We start from the raw sequence: 18,415 nt of genomic DNA, 5'->3' as shown, positions 1-18,415 counted from the left end.
ACCCCCACCAGTTAGGCTTAAGGCGTGCAACTTGCCTACGACATCCAGTACTGGCTCTACATGGCCCTGGGGCTGATCGCCCTGGTTATTGAACTGTGGGCGCTGGCGGACTGCGTGGGCCGCAAGGCAGACTATTTCCAGGCCGCGTTCAAGAAGACCAAGGGCTTCTGGGTAGGCGTGCTGGTGGCCGCCACGGCAGTAGGGGCACTGGCCGCACTGGGGGCCGGCGGCCTGGGGACGTGGATGATCTTCCAGCTGGCAGCCGTGGCCGCTGCAGGCGTCTACCTGGCGGACGTCAAGCCCGCCCTGATCGAGGTCAAGGGCGGCGGATCGGCCTACCCCTGGTGAGCGCCGCGCCAGCCTGATAACAGGCGTGCTCCCCGCTCCTGCGGAGGGAGCGACTGCGTCACGCCGAGGGCGCGACGGCCCGCCACGCCACGGTGACCTCGCCCAGGCGCCAACGCGAGGGGCCATCCAAAACAGGCCAACCGGCGTCGTGCATTGATGTGCACATGGCCAGCCAGCGCTGCCGGTAGCCGAACGCTGCCAGCGGTGCCGCGTCCGCCCACGCCCGGTCCAGCGCCTGAAGGTAGCGGTGCACTGGCTCGCCCGGGATGTTGTGGTGGATGAGGGCCTTGGGAAGCCGCTCGGCCACCTCCGACGGACGGGCGAACGCGCCGAAGCGCAGCGAAATGCTCAGCGAGAGCGGGCCTTCCGGGGCGACCGCGATCCACGTGGCCCGGCGCCCGATCTCATCGCAGGTGCCGTCGATGAACAGCCCGCCGGGTGCCAGCCTGGCGCGAACCGTGTCCCACGCTGCGCCGAATTCGGATTCCGGGTACTGCCGCAGCACGTTGAACGCGCGGACCACCGCGGGCCGGCGGCCGGATACCGGGATTTCGAACCCGCCCTGGCGGAAGCTCAGGCCCGGACGTTCCAGGGGCTTGGCGACGGCGACGCGGGCCGGCTCGATCTCAATGCCGATCACTTCCACATCGGCGCGCACCCGGCAGAGGCGCTGGTGGAGTTCGACGGCGGTGGTTGGCGCTGCCCCATAGCCCAGGTCGATGACCAACGGATCCGCGGCCCGGCGCAGGCGGGTGGCCTCTGGGCCAGCCAGCCAGCGGTCCATCCGTCGCAGCCGGTTGGGATTGGTGGTGCCCCGGGTGACGGTTCCGATGGGTCGGCGGACCGGCCGGGTGGCGGTCGCGGACGTCTGGGGCACGAGAAAAAAGAATAAGGGAACCGCGGCCCGCCAGATGCCGCTGCGGGGCTGATTGTGCCGAAGCTCACGGGGGAATTTCCTCCACGCTCCGGAGACATCCGGCAGCGTAACGTCCCGCCGGAGCCGCCGGTGCCGGGGCGGTACTCCGCTAGGATTGCAGCCATGACTTCCACTTCGAAACACACGCTGGTCCTGTTGCGCCACGGGCAGAGCGACTGGAACGAAAAGAACCTCTTCACCGGCTGGGTCGACGTCCCGCTGACCGATCTGGGACGCAAGGAAGCGCACCGCGGAGGCGAGTTGCTGGTCGAGCACAACCTGCTGCCGGACGTTCTGTACACTTCCCGGCTGAAGCGCGCCATTGTCACCGCCAACATTGCGCTGGAGTCTGCGGACCGCAGCTGGATCGATGTCAAGCGCAGCTGGCGGTTGAACGAACGCCACTACGGTGCCCTGCAGGGCAAAGACAAGGCGCAGATCCGCAACGAGTTCGGCGAGGATCAGTTCATGATGTGGCGCCGCTCCTATGACACCCCGCCGCCCGCCTTGGACGACGCCAGCGAGTGGTCGCAGGTCAACGACCCGCGCTACGCGGATCTGGGGGACAACGTGCCACGGACCGAGTGCCTCAAGGACGTGCTGGATCGTTTCCTGCCGTACTGGGAGTCGGACATTTCGGTGGACCTCGCAGCTGGCAAGACCGTGCTGGTGGCCGCGCACGGCAACTCGTTGCGCGCGCTGGTCAAGCACTTGGACGGCATCAGCGACGACGACATCGCCGGGCTGAACATCCCCACCGGCATCCCGCTGGTGTACGAACTGGACGAGAACCTGAAGCCGGTCAACCAGGGCGGCACCTATCTGGACGCCGACGCCGCCGCGGAAGCCATCCAGGCCGTGGCGAACCAGGGCAAAAAGTAACCGCGACTTAAACCGGAAGGTCGGCTCCCCGCGGGGAGCCGACCTTCCGGTTTAAGTCTGCGCCTAGACGGACTGGCCGTTGGGCCGCCACTCGCCGGTCACCAAATAGGTCACCTTGCGGGAGACCGAGACGCCGTGGTCGGCGAAGCGCTCGAAGTAGCGGCTGGCCAGCGAGACGTCCACCGTGGTCGGTCCGGACGAGTCCCAGGCCGGATCGGCGATGGCCTTGAAGACGCCGGCGTGCAGTTCGTTGACCCGGGAGTTGATCATGTCGATCTCGGCGGAAAGGTCCAGGTCGCGGGCCTCGAGGAGTTCGGTCAGCTTCTCCGAGATCGCAATGTCCTTCTCGGCAAATTCGCGGAACGTCCCGCGCATTGACTCGGGGATCACGGGGTCCGGGTAGCGCAGGCGGACCAACTGGGCGATATGCCGGGCAAGGTCGCCCATCCGCTCCAGCGAGGTGCTCATCCGCAGTGCGCCCACAATCATGCGCAGGTCGGAAGCGACCGGTCCTTGCAGCGCCAGAATGTCGATGGAGCGCTCGTCCAGATCCGTCTGGAGGAAATCGATCCGGGCGTCGGCGGCAATGACTTCCTGGGCCAGCTCGATGTCTGCAGTATCGAGCGCAGTGGTTGCCTTTTGCATCGCCTCGGTGACCAGCCGGGAAATCTCGACCAGCTGTTCTCCGACTTGATGGAGCTCGGCCTGGAAAACCTTGCGCACTGGCGTCCTTTCGGTTGTGTTCGTGAGCATACGGGACCTAGCATCCCATTCGCATCACACCTTGTCAGGCTGTGGTTAACTATTACGTCGCCTCAGGTGAACGTTAGTTGAACGGACCTGCGATTACTACTGGATGCGCCTGAAGCTGGGCGGGGCTGCGCCTAAGCTAGAGGCGTGGACCCACTGACTATCGGCTTGCTGGCAGGCCTCATCGGCTTGGCGCTGGGCAGCTTCGGCGTGCTCGCGTTCGGCCTGAGCGACCGCCAGCGGCGACGGCTGCAGGAAGTTGCCGAGCCTACGCTGCCGGATGGCGCCGCCGAGGTGCTGTCCGTCGTCGGCCGCGCCTATGTAGTGGTGGACGCGATCGACGGCGTGGTGCGCGCCAGCCCGGCCGCCTACGCCTTCGGGCTGGTCCGCGGCCACACGATGGTGCACTCCGAACTGTTGGGCCTGACCGCCCGGGTGCGCCGCGACGGCGTGATCGAAGAGCGGCAGCTTGAACTGCCGCGCGGCCCGCTGGGCCAAGGCACCATCGTGGTGCAGGTGCGGGTGGCACCGATCGGCGAGGAGTACATCCTGCTGCTGGCCGATGACCGGACCGAAATTACCCGGACCGAGGCGATGCGCAACGACTTTGTGGCCAACGTCTCGCACGAGCTGAAGACTCCGGTCGGCGCCATCTCGCTGCTGGCCGAAGCCATCGACGACGCGGCGGACGATGCGGAAGCCGTGCGGCGCTTCGCCGGCCGGATGCACAAAGAGGCACGCCGGTTGGGCGCGCTGGTGCAGGACATTATTGAGCTGAGCAGGTTGCAGGGTGCGGACGTGGTGCAGGGCGGCACCGAGGTGGACCTCAACGCAGTGGTCGCCGAAGCCGTGGACCGCAACAAGCTCACCGCGGAAAGCCGCCACATCGAACTGTCGGTCGGCGGAAACATTGGCGTACCGGTCTACGGCGATGCCGAATTGCTGACCACCGCCCTGCGGAACCTGATCGACAACGCCATCCGATACGCCCCGGAACGAAGCAAGGTGGGCGTGGGCCTGCGGGTGCGCGAAGGCCTCGCGACCGTCTCGGTGACCGACCAAGGCCCGGGCATCACCCCCGACCAGCAAGACCGGATCTTCGAGCGCTTCTACCGCCTCGACGACGCCCGCTCGCGGCAGACCGGTGGAACAGGCCTAGGCTTGAGCATTGTCAAACACGTCATCTCCCAGCACGGCGGGGAAGTATCGGTGTGGTCGCAGCCCGGGCAGGGCTCCACCTTCACCGTGCGGCTGCCGGAAATGGAGCAGGAAGACGGCGGCGCCACTGAATCCGTGGAGCCGCGTACGCAGGGCGCCGGTGTGGCGCATGAACAAGGAGTCGGTGCTTGACCCGCATTCTGGTCGTCGAAGATGAAGAGTCGCTGAGCGATCCGTTGAGCTATTTGTTGGGTAAAGAAGGCTTCGAAGTCGAAGTGGTGGACAACGGCCTGGACGCCATCGTGGCGTTCGACCGGGCCGGCGCGGACTTGGTCCTGTTGGACCTGATGCTGCCGGGACAGTCCGGAACGGAAGTATGCCGACAGCTGCGGCAGCGTTCCACGGTCCCGGTCATCATGCTCACCGCGAAGGACTCGGAAATCGACAAGGTCGTGGGACTCGAATTGGGCGCCGACGACTATGTCACCAAGCCCTATTCCTCGCGCGAGCTGGTGGCCCGGGTGCGGGCGGTACTCCGCCGCCAGGGCGAGCCGGAGGAGTTGGTGCCGAACACCGTTTCCTCCGGCCCGGTGCGGATGGATGTGGAACGGCACGTGGTCAGCGTGGACGGCGAACCGGTGTCGCTGCCGCTAAAGGAATTCGAACTGCTGGAGATGCTGCTGCGCAACTCCGGCCGGGTCCTGACCCGCGGTCAGCTGATCGACCGGGTGTGGGGCTCCGACTACGTCGGCGACACCAAGACCCTTGACGTGCACGTCAAGCGGCTCCGCAGCAAGATCGAGCCCGATCCTTCTGCGCCGCGATACTTGGTCACCGTTCGCGGGCTGGGTTACAAATTCGAGCCGTAGGCCTACCCCGCTAGAGAACCAAAAGGCCGGGCCGCTTCCTGGAAGGGAAGCGGCCCGGCCTTGTCTGTCTATGTCTGTGGGATCAGGCGCCGGCCTGATCGGTGGGCTCCTCCGACGGCGCCGGGGTTTCCGTCGGCGCGGCGGATTCGGTCGGTGCGGGGGTGGGAACGTAGCTGCTGTACTCCGGCAGCGTGCCGTCCAGAACAGGCACCCGCACGTCGGCGGATTCGTTGTTCACCCGGACGGTGACATTGGCCAGGGCGCCCGGAGCGGCTCCGGGACGGTCCACGGTGGTCTCGTTCGCCTCGTCCTCGAAGCGGATCTGCCCATCGGCCGGAACGGTGACGGTGGCGGTGGTGCCCGAGCCCGTCAGGCTCAGCTGTACGGGGGAGTCCGAGGTGTTCACCACGGTACCGAGGAGGCGGCCGGTGGAATTTTCGTTCTCGGCGACAACCAGCAGGTTGCGCAGCCCGATGGGGCCGACGTTGGCCACAATGCCGTCGCTGGCCGAGTAGGACTTGGTGGTGGCCTGTTCATTGATTGCGCCGCATCCGGTCGATGCGAGCAGGGTGAGCGCGGCGGCGCCTGCTACAAGGGTGCGCTGCACACGGTTCTTCGGCGCAATCTTCACGGCAGAAACTCCTCAGTATCAATCAGGTGCGGTGCTGCAGATCTAGGCAGCTTGCCTCGCCTAGCCTACCGGCAAACCGGTGAAAAGCTGGATTCGACGTTTGTAAGAATCCGCTCAAATGCACCAAATCGACGATCCGTCAAGGGGGTCGGGGGCTGTATTTTAGCCCGCAGAAGGGCCGTCAGCCCCGCAAACTCGCGGAAGTGACTGGATTATCCATGGTAAACTAGAGGTCGGGAAAGGGGATACTACACATGGTATTTGAGGTCGGCGAGACGGTTGTTTACCCTCACCACGGTGCAGCAAAGATCGAAGAGATCAAAATGCGCACCATCAAGGGTGAAGAGAAGATGTATCTCAAGCTCCGGGTTGCCCAGGGCGATCTGACTATTGAAGTTCCGGCGGAGAATGTGGATCTGGTCGGGGTCCGCGATGTGGTGGGCAAGGAAGGCCTCGAGCATGTGTTCGATGTGCTCCGTGCCGAGTTCACCGAAGAGCCGACCAACTGGTCCCGCCGTTACAAGGCGAACCTGGAAAAGCTGGCCTCCGGCGACGTCATCAAGGTAGCGGAAGTTGTTCGCGACCTGTGGCGCCGGGACCATGACCGCGGCCTCTCCGCGGGCGAGAAGCGGATGCTGGCCAAGGCACGGCAGATCCTGGTTTCCGAACTCGCGCTGGCAGAGAAGACCGACGAAGACAAGGCAGCAGAGGTCCTCGACGAGGTCCTCGCCTCCTGATTGTGCTCCAAGCGGCCGGCGTCCCGAACGGGATGCCGGCCGCTTTTTGCTTGCCGGCGGACGGCCCGCGCCGCCCGATTAGGCTAGGGGGATGGGCACAGCACAGGCATCAGTAGGCGTGATCGTAGTAGCGGCGGGCTCCGGCACCCGGCTGGGCTACGGCCTGCCCAAGGCTCAGGTCCCGCTGGCCGGCGAACCGATCCTCGCGCATGCACTCCGGGGCGTCCTGGCAGCCGGGGTCGCAGCACGGATCTGCGTGGCCGTTCCCGCCGGGGATACGGTGCTGCGGAAGCTCTGTGCCGGCTTTGCCGCGCAGCATCCGGACGTAGTGATTTCAACGGTCGACGGCGGTGCCTCCCGGGCGGCCTCGGTCGCCGCGGCGCTGCGCGGACTGGGGGACGGCGTCGACGCGGTCCTGGTGCACGATGCCGCCCGGGCACTCACCCCGCCCGAGGTGTTCCAGCGGGTTGCGGCCGCGCTGGCGGCCGGCGCCCGCGCCGTCGTTCCTGCGGTAGCGGTGGTGGACACCATCAAGACGGCCAGGCCGAGCACCGGTGCGGAGGCGGATATTGCCCCCGAAAAGGTGGCGGCTACGGTTGACCGCGCGCACCTGCGGGCCGTGCAGACGCCGCAGGGCTTCGATGCCGCGGCGTTGGCGCGGGCGCACGAAAGCCTGGCCGGCCTGGGGCCGGGAGAGGCCGACGGCATCACCGACGAGGCACTGCTGATGGAACGCGGCGGCGTGGACGTCATGCTGGTGCCCGGGTCAGCGCAGGCCCTGAAGATCACCACGCAGCTGGACCTGGCCGTGGCCGAAGCCCTGCTGGCAGCCCGCCAGCCCCGACGCATCATGGAAGGCTGATTGTGCCCGACTTCCCGTATCCCATCCCGCGCACCGGAATCGGTGTGGACGTGCACGCTTTCGCCACCATGGCCGACCCTCAGCCGTTGTGGCTGGGCGGCCTGCTGTGGGAAGGGGAGCAGGGCCTGGCCGGGCATTCCGACGGCGATGCCGCCGCGCACGCGGCCGCCGACGCGCTGTTCTCCGCGGCCGGGGTCGGCGACCTGGGCACGCACTTCGGCACCGACCGGCCGGAGTACGCGGGCGCTTCCGGCGTGCGGCTGCTCTCCGAGGCTGCCCGGATTGTCCGCGAGGCCGGCTTCGAGATCGGCAATATTGCGGTCCAACTGGTCTGCAACCGGCCCAAGTTCGGCCCGCGCCGGAGCGAATCCGAGGCTGTACTCAGCGAGGCAGCCGGCGCACCGGTCAGCGTTTCCGCCACCACCAGCGACGGGTTGGGGTTCACCGGCCGTGGCGAGGGGATCGCGGCGGTGGCCACCGCCGTCGTTGTTTCCGTCCGCTAGGGGCCAACACCGGACGGATTGCCGGCTCCGTGCTCCGCGCTGGGGCGGTGCGCAACGGGGCTCAACGGTTCGCACCGGTACCGCGGGCGCGGCTACGCTAGAGCGGTGAGCCTGAGATTCTATGACACCGCCACCGCGCAAGTCCGCGATTTCGTCCCGCTGGTCCCGGGCAAGGTGGGGCTCTATTACTGCGGCGCCACGGTGCAGGGGGATCCGCACGTGGGCCATATCCGCTCGGCCATCGCGTTCGACCAGCTCACCCGCTGGCTGCGCTACAGCGGCTATGACGTCACGGTGGTGCGCAACGTGACGGATATTGACGACAAGATCCTGGTCAAGTCCGCCGATTCCTTCCGCCCGGACGCCGCCGAGGACCCGATGGTGCCGGTCCCGAACGAGCCCTGGTGGGCGCTGGCCTACCGCTATGAGCAGGAGTTCGCCAAGGCCTACGACGCGCTGGGCGTGGAACGGCCGACTTACGAACCGCGCGCCACCGGCCACATCCCGGAGATGCACCGGCTGATCCAGCAGCTGATCGACCGCGGCCACGCCTACCCTGCGCTGGACGACTCCGGCGACGTCTACTTCGACGTGCGTTCCTGGCCGGAATACGGCTCGCTGACACACCAGCGGATCGAGGATATGCAGGCCGCGCCCGACGCCGGCCCGCGCGGCAAGAAGGATCCGCGCGACTTTGCGCTCTGGAAGGGGCACAAGGAAGGGGAGCCGGAGACCGCCAGCTGGGCCAGCCCGTGGGGCGCCGGCCGGCCGGGCTGGCACCTGGAGTGCTCGGCCATGGTCACCAAGTACCTTGGCACCGAGTTCGATATCCACGGCGGCGGGCTGGACCTGCGGTTCCCGCACCACGAGAACGAAGTGGCGCAGTCCCGGGCGGCCGGTCAGGGCTTCGCCAACTTCTGGATGCACAACGGCATGGTCACCTTCGAGGGCGAGAAGATGTCCAAGTCAATCGGCAACATCATCACGCCGGCGCAAATGCTCCAGGACGCCAGGCCGCTGGTGGTCCGCTACTACCTGGGCCAGGCGCAGTACCGGTCCGCGCTGGACTACAACCCCGGTTCGCTGGTGGAAGCGGCCGCCGCGGTGGAGCGGATCGAAGGCTTCATGCAGCGGGCGCTGAAGTTCCTCTACGGCGAGCAGTTCGGGTTCGTAGTGACCGAACGCGTGCCGGAGGCGTTTGCTGCCGCGATGGACGACGACCTCAACGTGCCGCAGGCGCTGGCCGCGGTGCACGAAACGGTCCGCGCCGGCAACACCGCGCTGGACGCCAAGGACAAGGAAGCGGCCACCCGCGCGCTGCATCAGGTCATGGCCATGACCGACGTGCTGCACATCAACCCGCTGGATCCGCACTGGCATTCCGGCGGCGCGGACACCGCCGCGCACCAGGCCCTGGACACGCTGGTGCGCGCCCAGTTGGAGGAGCGCCGTGCGGCCCGGGCGGCCAAGGACTGGTCCCGTGCCGACGCCATCCGCGACACCCTGGCCGAAGCCGGAATCGTGGTGGAGGACTCGGCCGAGGGCGCGAGCTGGAGCCTCGGCTGACGGCAGCCGGCACGGTTGGCGGTACCCTTTAAGCTAGACGGTTCCCGTCTGGCTAGCCGGCCACCCCCGGTGTGCGCCAGCGGGAACCCACCTTCCCCAACACCAAAGGTAGTTTTCGATGGCCAACAAACCTCGCCCCGGAGCGGTGCGCAAGTCCAAGAAGGGACCCACCACAGGAACCGGCGGCCACGGGCGCAAGGCGCTCGAAGGCAAGGGGCCGACGCCGAAGGCCGAAGACCGCCCGTACCACAAGGCGTACCGCACCAAGCAGCTCTCCGAACGCTCGGCCGCCAAACACCAGGGCGGCCAGCGCACCGCCGCCCGCCGGGGCAAGACCGCCGGCGAGATGGTGACCGGACGCAATTCCGTGGTGGAAGCCCTGCGCGCCGAGGTGCCCGCCAAGGCGCTGCACGTGGCAGTCCGGATCGAGATGGACGACCGGGTCAAGGAATCGCTGAAGATCGCCGCCGAACGCGGCATCCCGGTGCTGGAGTCGCACAAGACCGAACTGGACCGGATGACCGACGACGCCGTCCACCAGGGCCTGGTCTTGCAGATCCCGCCCTACGAATACCAGGACGCGCTGGAGTTGGCCGAGGAAACCATGGCCAAGTTCAAGAAGGGGTACATCAACAATGCCCCGCTGTTCGTGGCACTGGACGGGATTACCGATCCGCGCAACCTCGGAGCCATCATCCGCTCCGCGTCCGCCTTCAGCGGCCACGGCGTGGTGGTGCCCGAGCGCCGCTCCGTGGGCATGACGGCCTCCGCCTGGAAGACCAGCGCCGGCGCGGCCGTTCGCGTCCCGGTGGCCAAGGCGAACAACCTGAACAACACGCTCAAGGCCTTCCAGCAGCTGGGCATCTTCGTGCTGGGCTTGGACGGCGAGGGCGACGTGTCGCTGCCCGACCTGTCCCTGGCCACCGAGCCGGTGTGCCTGGTCGTCGGTTCCGAGGGCAAGGGCCTCTCCCGGCTGGTCCGGGAGAACTGCGACCAGATTGTCTCCATCCCGATCGATTCGGCGATGGAATCGCTCAACGCCTCGATGGCCGTGGGCATCAGCTTGTACGAGATATCGCGGCAGCGCGCCCGCTAGGAGCAGGTGGACCGTTTGGCCCGTCACGCCAAGAGCATTTCCCCCAAGCTGCCGGTCCGCCCGCCACAGCTTTCCCGGGCCTTCCCGCTGGGGGTCAGCGCCACGGCACCGGGGATGCCGGCGATCCCCGGTGCGGTGAATGTGGCGGTGTTCGCCCCCGGGCACGCCACACTGGACGTGCACTTCCAGGACGCAAGCGGCGCCTGGCAGCGCGTTGAACTGAAGGCCTTCACCGACGGCGTCCACCACGGCACGGTCAAGGGCCTGGACGCCGGCAGCCGTTACGCCTTCTGGCCGCACGGCCAGGCGCTGCCGGCCTCGGGGCAGCTGCTGCTGGACCCGTATGGGCGTGCCATTGACGACGACGGCGGCGTGCTGCGTTCCGTGTACGTCACCGGCGGCTTCGACTGGGGAGACGACTCGCGCCCGCACGTGCCCTGGCGGGACACGGTGGTCTACGAGTGCCACGTCAAGGGCCAGACCATGCTGCACCCGGAGATTCCGGAAGAGCTGCGCGGCACCTACGCCGGCCTGGCGCACCCGGTGATGGTCGATTACCTGCTGGAACTGGGAATCACCACGCTGGAGCTGCTGCCGGTGCACTACCACCTGGACGAGCCGCACCTGCAGGACCTGGGCCTGGCCAACTACTGGGGCTACAACACGCTGGGCTTCTTCGCGCTCTGGCCGGGCTACGCCACCGCGGCCGCCCAAGCCGCGGGCCCGCGCGCCGTGCAGGACGAGTTCCGCGCGATGGTAAAGAAGCTGCACTCGGTGGGGATCGAGGTGCTCCTGGACGTGGTCTACAACCACACAGCCGAGGGCGGGAAAGACCAGGACACATATTCCTTCCGCGGTCTGGCGGACCACGTGTACTACCGGCACGATGGCCACGGGAACTACCTGGACACCACCGGCTGCGGGAACACGATGAACTTCAACGAGCCGCGGGTGATCCAGTTAGCGCTGGACTCGCTGCGCTACTGGGTGGAAGAGTTCCACATTGACGGCTTCCGCTTCGACCTGGCCGTGTCCCTGGGCCGCGATGGGCAGAACCACTTCAATCCCCGCCATCCGTTCCTGGTGGCCGTCGGCGCCGACTCCGTTTTGTCCGGAGCCAAACTGGTCTCCGAGCCGTGGGACGTGGGCGACGGCGGCTGGCAGACCGGCCACTTCCCGCCTGGCTGGACCGACTGGAACGATAACTTCCGCGATACCGTCCGTGATTTTTGGCTGGCGGACCAGGCCGCAGCGGCCTCCGGCGGGCAGGGCGGGACCGTGGCCAGGCTGGCCAGTTGCCTGGCCGGGTCCACCGAGCTGTTCGTCGGTTCCGGCCGCACGGCGCTGGCTTCGCTGAACTTCGTCGCCGCCCATGACGGTTTCACTCTGGCCGACCTGACGTCGTACCTCCGCAAGCACAATGAGGCGAACGGCGAAGAAAACCGCGACGGCCACGACCACAACCGCAGCTACAACCACGGCGTCGAGGGGCACACCGGGGACAGCCGGATCCTGGATGCGCGGGAGCGGACTGCGCGGAACCTGATGGCCACTTTGCTGCTGTCGCTGGGGGTGCCGATGATCTGCGCCGGGGACGAGATCGGGCGCAGCCAACAGGGGAACAACAACGCGTACTGCCAGGACAACGCCCTGGCCTGGACCAACTGGCAGCTGGATGAGCGCGAACACCGCATGTTTGATGTCACCCGCCGGCTGATCCGGATCCGCCGGTCCTTCCTGGCGCACCAGCCCTACAACTATCCGGCGCGGGAGGAGAGTTCCTACCTGCTCTGGTTCAATGCCGACGGCGAACCGATGACGCCGGAGGACTGGAACGACCCCGACAGCCGCATGGTCCAGCTGCTGATGGGGTCGCCGCAAGGCGTGATTGACGGTCTGGTGGTCATCAACGGGGGGCGCCAGCCGCAGAAGATCGTGATGCCCGATCCACGGTCGCTGCAGGAGTTCGGCAAGCACCGCGGCGAAAAAATTCCGTTCGAGCTGCTCTACACCACCTCGCACGTCGACGATCAACGACGCGGGGCCAAGATCCGCAGCGGCGAGAAGGACATTGTGGGCGCCAACGCCATCTCGATCTACCGCCTGACATAAATCCAGCGCCGGGGGCCCAAGGGGCTCTCCCGGCGCCGGACTACCGCGCGGTGGGACGCGATCCGAGACGGATCAGACCTCGGATCAGACCTGCCGTGGCGGCTCCTGCACATTCCCGCGGGCCTCCTGTGCCCGATCCTTGACGTCCTGGGCGGCGGACGTGCCTTCGGCCTTGACCCTGTCCATCGAGTCCTGGGCCGAGTACTTCAGATCCTCGGCGGCCTCCCGGGCGGGCTCCTTCATGTCCTGCGCCACCTCTTGGGCAGAGTCCTTGACCTGCTGGACCACCGGCTGGGCTTCTTCCTTGACCCGTTCGGCTGCCTGCTGCTCCATGCGGCTCGCGGGGAACAGCGAGGACAGCAACCAGCCGGCGCCGAAGGCGATCAGGCCGGCCGCCAGGGGGTTGCCCTCCGTCTTGCGCGCAATCCGGTGCGGGAAGTCGCTGGCCATCTCGCCGGCGTCGTGCATCATGGACTTCGTGTTGCTGCCGGCGTCGTCGGCAGCGCCCATGACCTTGTCCTTCACCCGGCCGACGGAATCTTTCACCTTGTCCGTCTGCCGGTGGACGATGTTCGACGGCGAGGCTTTCTCCGCGACCGCGTCCACGTCGGTGCCCAGCCGTGCGCGTGTCCGTTCGATATCGGCTCGAATTTCTTCTGGTGACTGGCTCATCGTGCTTCCTCACTTGGCTTCAATGTTTCCGGAATCTTCTTCACTGACTCGGCGGTGCGGGGCATCCCTTGAACGGTCTTGAGTTGCTTGCGGCCGACCGAGTAGAGGATGGCGGCAATGATGGCCCAGATGACTGCCACGATCAGGGCGGACCAAGCCAGGCCGATGAAGTAGGCCATCAGGGTCCAGAGGGCCAGGGAGAGGAATAGGAGGACGAAATGGCCGGCCACACCGGCTCCGCCCAGCATGCCTGCTCCCTTGCCGGCGCGTGTGCCGGTCTCCTTAAGCTCGGCCTTCGCAAGCTCCAGTTCCTGCCGCATCAGCACGGAGATGTCCTTGCTGACTTGGCTGAGCAGGTCGCCGAGGGACTCATTCTCGGCCTTGATTTCCGCCCGTGTCGGTTCGGCGGAATCCTGGCCGGGCACCCGCTGGTTACCGGGCACCTGCTGATGACTCATCGTGTTCCTCCGTCGTCATAGGGGTTGCGGTCCGGGATCGCGGTGCCGCGACCGCCAAGGGGCGGTTCGCCGACCGGGTAGGTGGTCTCAGGCTGTGCCGGTGCACCACCAAGGGCCGACCCCGTCTGCGCACCCGGTGCCGCGTAGCCCGCTGCGCCTTGGGCTTCATAACTGCCGGCCGTCGTCTCCGGCGAGGCGTAGACCGGTCCGGCGGTGGCGCGGTGCGTGCCCATTCGTTGACCCGTTCCGACGCCGCTGCCCGTTCCGCCGCTGTCGGCGGTCAGGCCCTTGGCCAGCCTGCCGGCCAGGATGCCGGCGCCTGCCGCGATGGCCAGGAAAGCACCGGGACGCTGGCGGGCAAAGCGCTTCACCTCGTCCAGCAGGGAACCGGGGTCGCGGTTTTCCAACCAGCCGGCCACGGAGTCCGCCCTGTCTGCGGCGCGGCTCACCAGATGCGTCGCGGTCCCGGACTGGTCGGAGTTGCGGGCCATAGAGCTCAGCTCTTCACCGATCGACCGCAGCCCGGAGGCCACGCGCTGTTGCTGGGTGTGGGCCTGGCCGTAGACATCGTCGCCCAGTTCGGACATCAGGTCCCGGGCCTTCTCCTTGGCCTCGTGGGCCACCTGCTTTGCCTCGCCCTTGGCCGTCTGCGCCACATGCTGGCCGGCTTCGACTCCCTCGCGACCTACTTCCTTCGCTTCGGTCTTGGCCGTCTCGCTCCTGGGCTGGCCGGTGGCCGGCGGAGTCGTGGGTGGCGGGACTGCCGCGCCTCCGGCCGGGTAAACGGGAACTCCCTCGTCGTAACTGCCGGAACTTGAATTCGTGGTCATGGCAATTCCTTTTCTGTGTCGGGTTTCTTCCTGTCAGGCCTGGTGATTTCAGGTGCGTTCACGGGATTCCTCCTCCTGCCCGTAGGCATGACGGAGCTTGCGGCCCCGCGCGATGTCCTCCTCTTCCTTCTCGGCGTTCTTGTCGCTCTTGCGGCTGTCACGGACCGGAAGCTGAATGTTTTCTTCGGCGGCGATGCCAGCCTGGAGTTGCCGGCCGCGCTCGGTCTCTGCGTCGAACTCAGCGCCGAACAGCAGGGCAAGGTTGGCCAGCCAGAACCACAGCAGCAGCACAATCACACCGCCAATGGCACCGTAGGTCTTGTTGTAGTTACCGAAGTTGGCCACATAGAAGGCAAAGCCGAGGGTTGCCAGAGCCAGCACCAGCAGCGCGATCAGGGCGCCGAGGCTCATCCAGCGGAATCTCGGCTGTTTCACGTTGGGCGTCGCGTAGTACAGCACTGCGATCATCACCACCGCGAAGATGACCAGCACCGGCCACTTGGCGATGTTCCAGACGGTCAGTGCCGCTTCGCCGAGACCGATCAATGAACCGACGGCCTGTGCGACCGGCCCGGACAACACCAGCATCAGCATCATCAGCACCGCCAGCATCAGCACCACAATGGTGATCAGCAGCATGACCGGGCGAAGTTTCCAGAACGGCCGGCCCTCGTCGACCTCATAGATCCTGTTCATGGCCCGGCCGAAAGCGTTGACGTAACCGGAGGCAGACCAGATGGCACCCACCAGGCCGATGACGAACGCCAACCCCGCTCCCTGGGAGCTGGCCAGCTGCTCAATCGGCTGCCGGATGACATCGACCGCTTGGCCCGGCGCCACCTTCTCCACCATGCTCAGCATGGCGTCCGTGGTTTTTTCGGCCTGTCCCACCAGTCCCAGAACGGAAACCAAGGCCAGCAGACCCGGGAACAGCGACAGGACGCCGTAGTACGTCAGCCCAGCCGCCAGATCCGTACAGTCGTCGTCGGTGAATTCACGGAAAGTCTTGCGGAGTATGTACTTCCAGGAGGCCTTCTTCACCTGTGGGGGAGTCTGAGGCTTGTCCTCATGGTCCGGCGGTGGTGCGGTGCCTTGCTCGGTACCGGTGCCCATATTCGCCTCCTCTGTGGTTCATTAGGACGGAACACCCTCATGTTATTAGTCAGCATGCTGATAATAAAGGGGTGTGCCACACAGAAGGACGTACGATGGGGCAGATTTCCCGGCCATTGCGGGCCAATTTCGGTGCGCTGCCGCGGTAGGGTAGCGGCGGGAATCGGCGGAATTTTGGCTACGGCAGCGGGCGGAGCCCGACACCGACGCCCGACAGGGACGCCCGCTTCCGATGCCGGCCGGCCATCATCAGGGACCGGCCGGCCGGCCGGGAATCAGTTGCTGGCGTTGGCTACCAGGCCGAGTTCGGCCTGGTTAGCCAGGGACGCATGCTTGGGCAGCACGCGCACGCTGTAGCCGAACGACCCGGAACGGTCGATGGTCACCGGGCCCGTGAACAGGTAGCGGCCGTCGCCCAGCTGCTCGGCGACGGTCAGGTCGTCGGTGGAAGTTTGCGCGAGATCGTCGTTTTCGGTGACTTGCCCGTGGACCACTTGGACGATGACGCTGTCCGGTGCCAGCGGACCGAGCCGGACGTAGGCATTGACCGTCAGCGACTCGCCGATTTGCGGTTCGTCGGTAATGCCCATCGAGTCCACATGCTCCACCGACACGTCGCCCCAAGCATTGCGGACCCTGCTGGTCCACGCGGCCAGTTCCTTCGCCGCGGCGAAATCGTCAGCTCGGGCGGCCTGCCCGGACGTCGATGCGGGACGGTAGAGCTGCTCCACATAGTCCTGCAGCATCCGTTCCGCGGAGACGGCCGGCCCCAAGTTGGCCAGCGTGTGCTTGATCATGGCGATCCACTGGTGCGGTACCTTGTCCGTCCCCACCGGGTCGGACGGGCCGGCGGCTCCGGCGCCTTCGGATATCTCCGCGGCGTAAAAACGCGGCGCCACATGGTTTTCCACCAAATCGTAGAGCGCCGCCGCTTCGATGTCGTCCCGCTCATCCGGGTCGAACACGTCGTCGGTCCCGGCGTCGGTGGAGGGGTTCGCCGTCGGAATCGCCCAGCCGTTGCCGCCGTCGAACATTTCGTCCCACCAGCCGTCCAACACGGACAGATTCAAGCCGCCGTTGATGGCCGCCTTCATACCGGAGGTGCCGCAGGCTTCCAGCGGCCGCAGCGGGTTGTTCAGCCACACGTCGCAACCCGGGAAGAGGGTGCGGGCCATGGCGATGTCGTAATTGGGCAGGAAGACAATCCGATGCCGGACCTCCGGGTCGTCGGTGAAACGCACCAGATCCTGGATCATCCGCTTGCCCTGCTCGTCCGCCGGATGGGATTTGCCGGCGATGACCAACTGAACCGGCCGTTCGGGATGCAGCAGCAGTGCCTTGAGCCGGGCAGGATCGCGCAGCATCAAGGTCAGCCGCTTGTAGGTGGGCACACGCCGGGCAAAGCCGATGGTCAGCACGTCCGGGTCCAGCACCGAATCGGTCCAGGCCAGCTCGGCATCCGCAGCGCCGCGCTTCTTCCAGGAGGCGCGCAGCCGGCGGCGGACATCGTCAATCAAGTTGGTCCGCAGGGTCCGGCGCAGCGCCCAGATATCCTCGTCGGCGGCGTCGTACACGCGCTCCCACTGGCGGTCGATCACGGTTTGGTTGCCGAACGCCGACCGGGCGAACTCCGCAACCCGCGGATCCACCCAGGTGGGCACGTGCACGCCGTTGGTCACCGAGCCGATCGGCACTTCCTGCTGGTCGAAGCCCGGCCAGAGCCCGGAGAACATGCCGCGCGAGACCACGCCGTGCAGCTTGGCCACGCCATTGGCCCGCTGCGCCAGCCGCAGGCCCATCACGGCCATATTGAACTTGGACGGGTCTCCGCCGTCGTAATTCTCATCGCCCAGTTCCAGGATCTTGGCGGTGGGCACATCCGGGGCGAGCCCGGCACTGAAGAAGTGCTGGATCTGCGCCTTGTCGAACCGGTCGATGCCGGCCGGCACCGGAGTGTGCGTGGTGAAGACGGTGTTGGCGCGGCCCGCGGCCAGCGCCTCGTCCCAGCTCAGGCCGGCGGCCGCCAGTTCCTGGATGCGCTCGACGCCCAGGAAACCCGCGTGCCCTTCGTTGGTGTGGAAGACCTCCGGGGCCGGAGCGCCGGTGAGCCGCTGGTGGACGCGCAGCGCCTTTACCCCGCCCATGCCCAGCAGCAGTTCCTGCTGCAGCCGGTGGTCGCCGCCGCCGCCGTAGAGCCGGTCGGTGATGCCGCGCGCCGCCTCATCATTGCCCGGAATGTTGGAATCCAGCAGCAGCAGCGGCACCCGGCCCACATCGGCGCGCCAGATGAAGGCGCCGAGTCGGCGCCCGTTCGGCAGCGGCAAGGTAACCTGGGCCGGCTGCCCGTCCGCCTCGCGCAGCAAGGTCAACGGCAGGCCGTCCGGGTCAAGCACGGGATAGGTCTCCTGCTGCCACGCGTCGCGGCTCAGCGACTGCTTGAAGTAGCCGGCGGCATAGAGCAGGCCCACGCCCACCAGCGGCACGCCTAGATCGGACGCGGCCTTCAGGTGGTCGCCGGCCAGAATGCCCAGGCCGCCGGAGTACTGCGGGAGCACGTGGGTGATGCCGTACTCGGGGGAGAAGTAAGCGATCGACGCCGGGGCATCGGCTCCCAGCGTCTGGTACCAGCGGTCTTCGGTGAGGTACTGCTCCAGGTCCGCGTCCAGTTCGCGCACACGGGTCACCACCTGCTGGTTGGCGGCGAGCTCGCGCAGCCGTTCGCGGGTAAAGGAGCCCAGCAGGGCCACCGGATCCTGACCCACCTCGGCCCAAGCCTTGGGGTCCAATTGTTCGAAGAGCTGCTGGGTTGGCCGGTGCCAGGACCAGCGCAGGTTGCCTGCCAGACGGGCCAGCGGAGCAATGCTCTCGGGGAGGACAGTGCGGACGGTAAATCTGCGGATTGCCTTCACCCG

General features: G+C 66.8%; 18 protein-coding genes. 10 read left to right on the top strand and 8 right to left on the bottom strand.

The genetic code is table 11. From position 1 onward, the window contains the following. Positions 1-24: 24 nt before the first annotated feature. Entirely contained in the window at positions 25-348 is a 324-nt protein-coding gene (locus MNQ99_RS16105; protein WP_127513287.1) for a DUF2516 family protein, read from the top strand. A 58-nt stretch (positions 349-406) separates the two neighbouring features. Here the strand turns inward: MNQ99_RS16105 and MNQ99_RS16100 are convergent, their stop codons facing one another. Then, complete coding sequence (locus MNQ99_RS16100) at positions 407-1,132, bottom strand: class I SAM-dependent methyltransferase (RefSeq protein WP_241915404.1); 726 nt, start codon at positions 1,130-1,132, stop codon at positions 407-409. 255 nt (positions 1,133-1,387) lie between these two features. On the opposite strand from MNQ99_RS16100, the gene MNQ99_RS16095 reads away from it, so the two are divergent. Next, positions 1,388-2,146 carry a phosphoglyceromutase gene (locus MNQ99_RS16095; RefSeq protein ID WP_241913644.1) on the top strand — a complete coding sequence of 253 codons (759 nt, stop codon included), beginning with the start codon at positions 1,388-1,390 and terminating at the stop codon, positions 2,144-2,146. A gap of 63 nt (positions 2,147-2,209) precedes the next feature. On the opposite strand, the gene phoU is transcribed toward MNQ99_RS16095, so the two are convergent. Further along, entirely contained in the window at positions 2,210-2,869 is a 660-nt protein-coding gene (phoU, locus tag MNQ99_RS16090) for a phosphate signaling complex protein PhoU (RefSeq protein WP_241913643.1), read from the bottom strand. 174 nt (positions 2,870-3,043) lie between these two features. On the opposite strand from phoU, the gene MNQ99_RS16085 reads away from it, so the two are divergent. Both MNQ99_RS16085 and MNQ99_RS16080 read left to right on the top strand, forming a co-directional pair. After that, positions 3,044-4,246 (top strand): sensor histidine kinase, encoded by a 1,203-nt coding sequence (locus MNQ99_RS16085; RefSeq protein ID WP_241913642.1) that lies wholly within the window; start codon positions 3,044-3,046, stop codon positions 4,244-4,246. Continuing rightward, positions 4,243-4,923 (top strand): response regulator transcription factor, encoded by a 681-nt coding sequence (locus MNQ99_RS16080; RefSeq protein ID WP_127513282.1) that lies wholly within the window; start codon positions 4,243-4,245, stop codon positions 4,921-4,923. Before MNQ99_RS16085 ends, MNQ99_RS16080 begins: the two co-directional genes overlap by 4 nt. Positions 4,924-5,005: 82 nt before the next feature. Here MNQ99_RS16080 and MNQ99_RS16075 read toward each other — a convergent pair whose 3' ends face one another. Continuing rightward, a complete protein-coding gene (locus MNQ99_RS16075) occupies positions 5,006-5,554 on the bottom strand; it encodes a hypothetical protein (protein WP_241913641.1) in 549 nt (182 codons plus the stop codon). A gap of 254 nt (positions 5,555-5,808) precedes the next feature. Between MNQ99_RS16075 and MNQ99_RS16070 the strand changes: the two genes are divergently transcribed. The 6 genes from MNQ99_RS16070 (at position 5,809) to glgX (ending at position 12,430) form a co-directional block, all read left to right on the top strand. After that, positions 5,809-6,291 (top strand): CarD family transcriptional regulator, encoded by a 483-nt coding sequence (locus MNQ99_RS16070; RefSeq protein ID WP_127513280.1) that lies wholly within the window; start codon positions 5,809-5,811, stop codon positions 6,289-6,291. Positions 6,292-6,382: 91 nt separating this feature from the next. Then, entirely contained in the window at positions 6,383-7,153 is a 771-nt protein-coding gene (gene ispD / locus MNQ99_RS16065) for a 2-C-methyl-D-erythritol 4-phosphate cytidylyltransferase (RefSeq protein ID WP_241913640.1), read from the top strand. Between the two features lie 2 nt (positions 7,154-7,155). Next, positions 7,156-7,656 carry a 2-C-methyl-D-erythritol 2,4-cyclodiphosphate synthase gene (gene ispF / locus MNQ99_RS16060; protein WP_277883564.1) on the top strand — a complete coding sequence of 167 codons (501 nt, stop codon included), beginning with the start codon at positions 7,156-7,158 and terminating at the stop codon, positions 7,654-7,656. Between the two features lie 105 nt (positions 7,657-7,761). Next, positions 7,762-9,222 carry a cysteine--tRNA ligase gene (cysS, locus tag MNQ99_RS16055; protein ID WP_241913639.1) on the top strand — a complete coding sequence of 487 codons (1,461 nt, stop codon included), beginning with the start codon at positions 7,762-7,764 and terminating at the stop codon, positions 9,220-9,222. A gap of 118 nt (positions 9,223-9,340) precedes the next feature. After that, positions 9,341-10,318 (top strand): 23S rRNA (guanosine(2251)-2'-O)-methyltransferase RlmB, encoded by a 978-nt coding sequence (gene rlmB / locus MNQ99_RS16050; protein WP_241913638.1) that lies wholly within the window; start codon positions 9,341-9,343, stop codon positions 10,316-10,318. Between the two features lie 114 nt (positions 10,319-10,432). Then, positions 10,433-12,430, top strand: coding sequence for a glycogen debranching protein GlgX (gene glgX, locus MNQ99_RS16045; RefSeq protein ID WP_241915402.1), 1,998 nt, complete (start codon positions 10,433-10,435; stop codon positions 12,428-12,430). A gap of 84 nt (positions 12,431-12,514) precedes the next feature. Here the strand turns inward: glgX and MNQ99_RS16040 are convergent, their stop codons facing one another. From MNQ99_RS16040 to glgP, 5 genes are all read right to left on the bottom strand, one after another. Continuing rightward, positions 12,515-13,102: a DUF3618 domain-containing protein gene (locus MNQ99_RS16040; protein WP_127513275.1), complete on the bottom strand. Its 588-nt coding sequence runs from the start codon at positions 13,100-13,102 to the stop codon at positions 12,515-12,517. Next, positions 13,099-13,560 carry a phage holin family protein gene (locus MNQ99_RS16035; protein ID WP_127513274.1) on the bottom strand — a complete coding sequence of 154 codons (462 nt, stop codon included), beginning with the start codon at positions 13,558-13,560 and terminating at the stop codon, positions 13,099-13,101. Before MNQ99_RS16035 ends, MNQ99_RS16040 begins: the two co-directional genes overlap by 4 nt. Further along, positions 13,557-14,390, bottom strand: a complete 834-nt coding sequence (locus MNQ99_RS16030) for a hypothetical protein (RefSeq protein WP_241913637.1) — start codon at positions 14,388-14,390, stop codon at positions 13,557-13,559. Before MNQ99_RS16030 ends, MNQ99_RS16035 begins: the two co-directional genes overlap by 4 nt. A gap of 48 nt (positions 14,391-14,438) precedes the next feature. After that, complete coding sequence (locus MNQ99_RS16025; protein WP_241913636.1) at positions 14,439-15,503, bottom strand: YihY/virulence factor BrkB family protein; 1,065 nt, start codon at positions 15,501-15,503, stop codon at positions 14,439-14,441. Between the two features lie 275 nt (positions 15,504-15,778). Beyond that, on the bottom strand, positions 15,779-18,412 hold the full coding sequence (glgP, locus tag MNQ99_RS16020; RefSeq protein WP_241913635.1) for an alpha-glucan family phosphorylase: 2,634 nt from the start codon (positions 18,410-18,412) through the stop codon (positions 15,779-15,781). Positions 18,413-18,415: the final 3 nt, after the last annotated feature.

It is taken from the genome of Arthrobacter sulfonylureivorans (genome assembly GCF_022637435.1).
Classification (GTDB): Bacteria; Actinomycetota; Actinomycetes; order Actinomycetales; family Micrococcaceae; genus Crystallibacter; species Crystallibacter sulfonylureivorans.
This window is presented reverse-complemented; position numbering and strand designations above follow the sequence as displayed.

What these genes read in the sequence shown, in the direction of transcription:
- MNQ99_RS16095 (WP_241913644.1), top strand. Translation starts at nt 1,388, where the DNA reads ATGACTTCCACTTCGAAACACACGCTGGTCCTGTTGCGCCACGGGCAG.
- ispD (WP_241913640.1), top strand. Translation starts at nt 6,383, where the DNA reads ATGGGCACAGCACAGGCATCAGTAGGCGTGATCGTAGTAGCGGCGGGC.
- MNQ99_RS16040 (WP_127513275.1), bottom strand. Translation starts at nt 13,102, where the DNA reads ATGAGCCAGTCACCAGAAGAAATTCGAGCCGATATCGAACGGACACGC.
- rlmB (WP_241913638.1), top strand. Translation starts at nt 9,341, where the DNA reads ATGGCCAACAAACCTCGCCCCGGAGCGGTGCGCAAGTCCAAGAAGGGA.
- MNQ99_RS16025 (WP_241913636.1), bottom strand. Translation starts at nt 15,503, where the DNA reads ATGGGCACCGGTACCGAGCAAGGCACCGCACCACCGCCGGACCATGAG.
- MNQ99_RS16070 (WP_127513280.1), top strand. Translation starts at nt 5,809, where the DNA reads ATGGTATTTGAGGTCGGCGAGACGGTTGTTTACCCTCACCACGGTGCA.
- MNQ99_RS16100 (WP_241915404.1), bottom strand. Translation starts at nt 1,132, where the DNA reads ATGGACCGCTGGCTGGCTGGCCCAGAGGCCACCCGCCTGCGCCGGGCC.
- MNQ99_RS16035 (WP_127513274.1), bottom strand. Translation starts at nt 13,560, where the DNA reads ATGAGTCATCAGCAGGTGCCCGGTAACCAGCGGGTGCCCGGCCAGGAT.
- glgX (WP_241915402.1), top strand. Translation starts at nt 10,433, where the DNA reads ATGCCGGCGATCCCCGGTGCGGTGAATGTGGCGGTGTTCGCCCCCGGG.
- MNQ99_RS16030 (WP_241913637.1), bottom strand. Translation starts at nt 14,390, where the DNA reads ATGACCACGAATTCAAGTTCCGGCAGTTACGACGAGGGAGTTCCCGTT.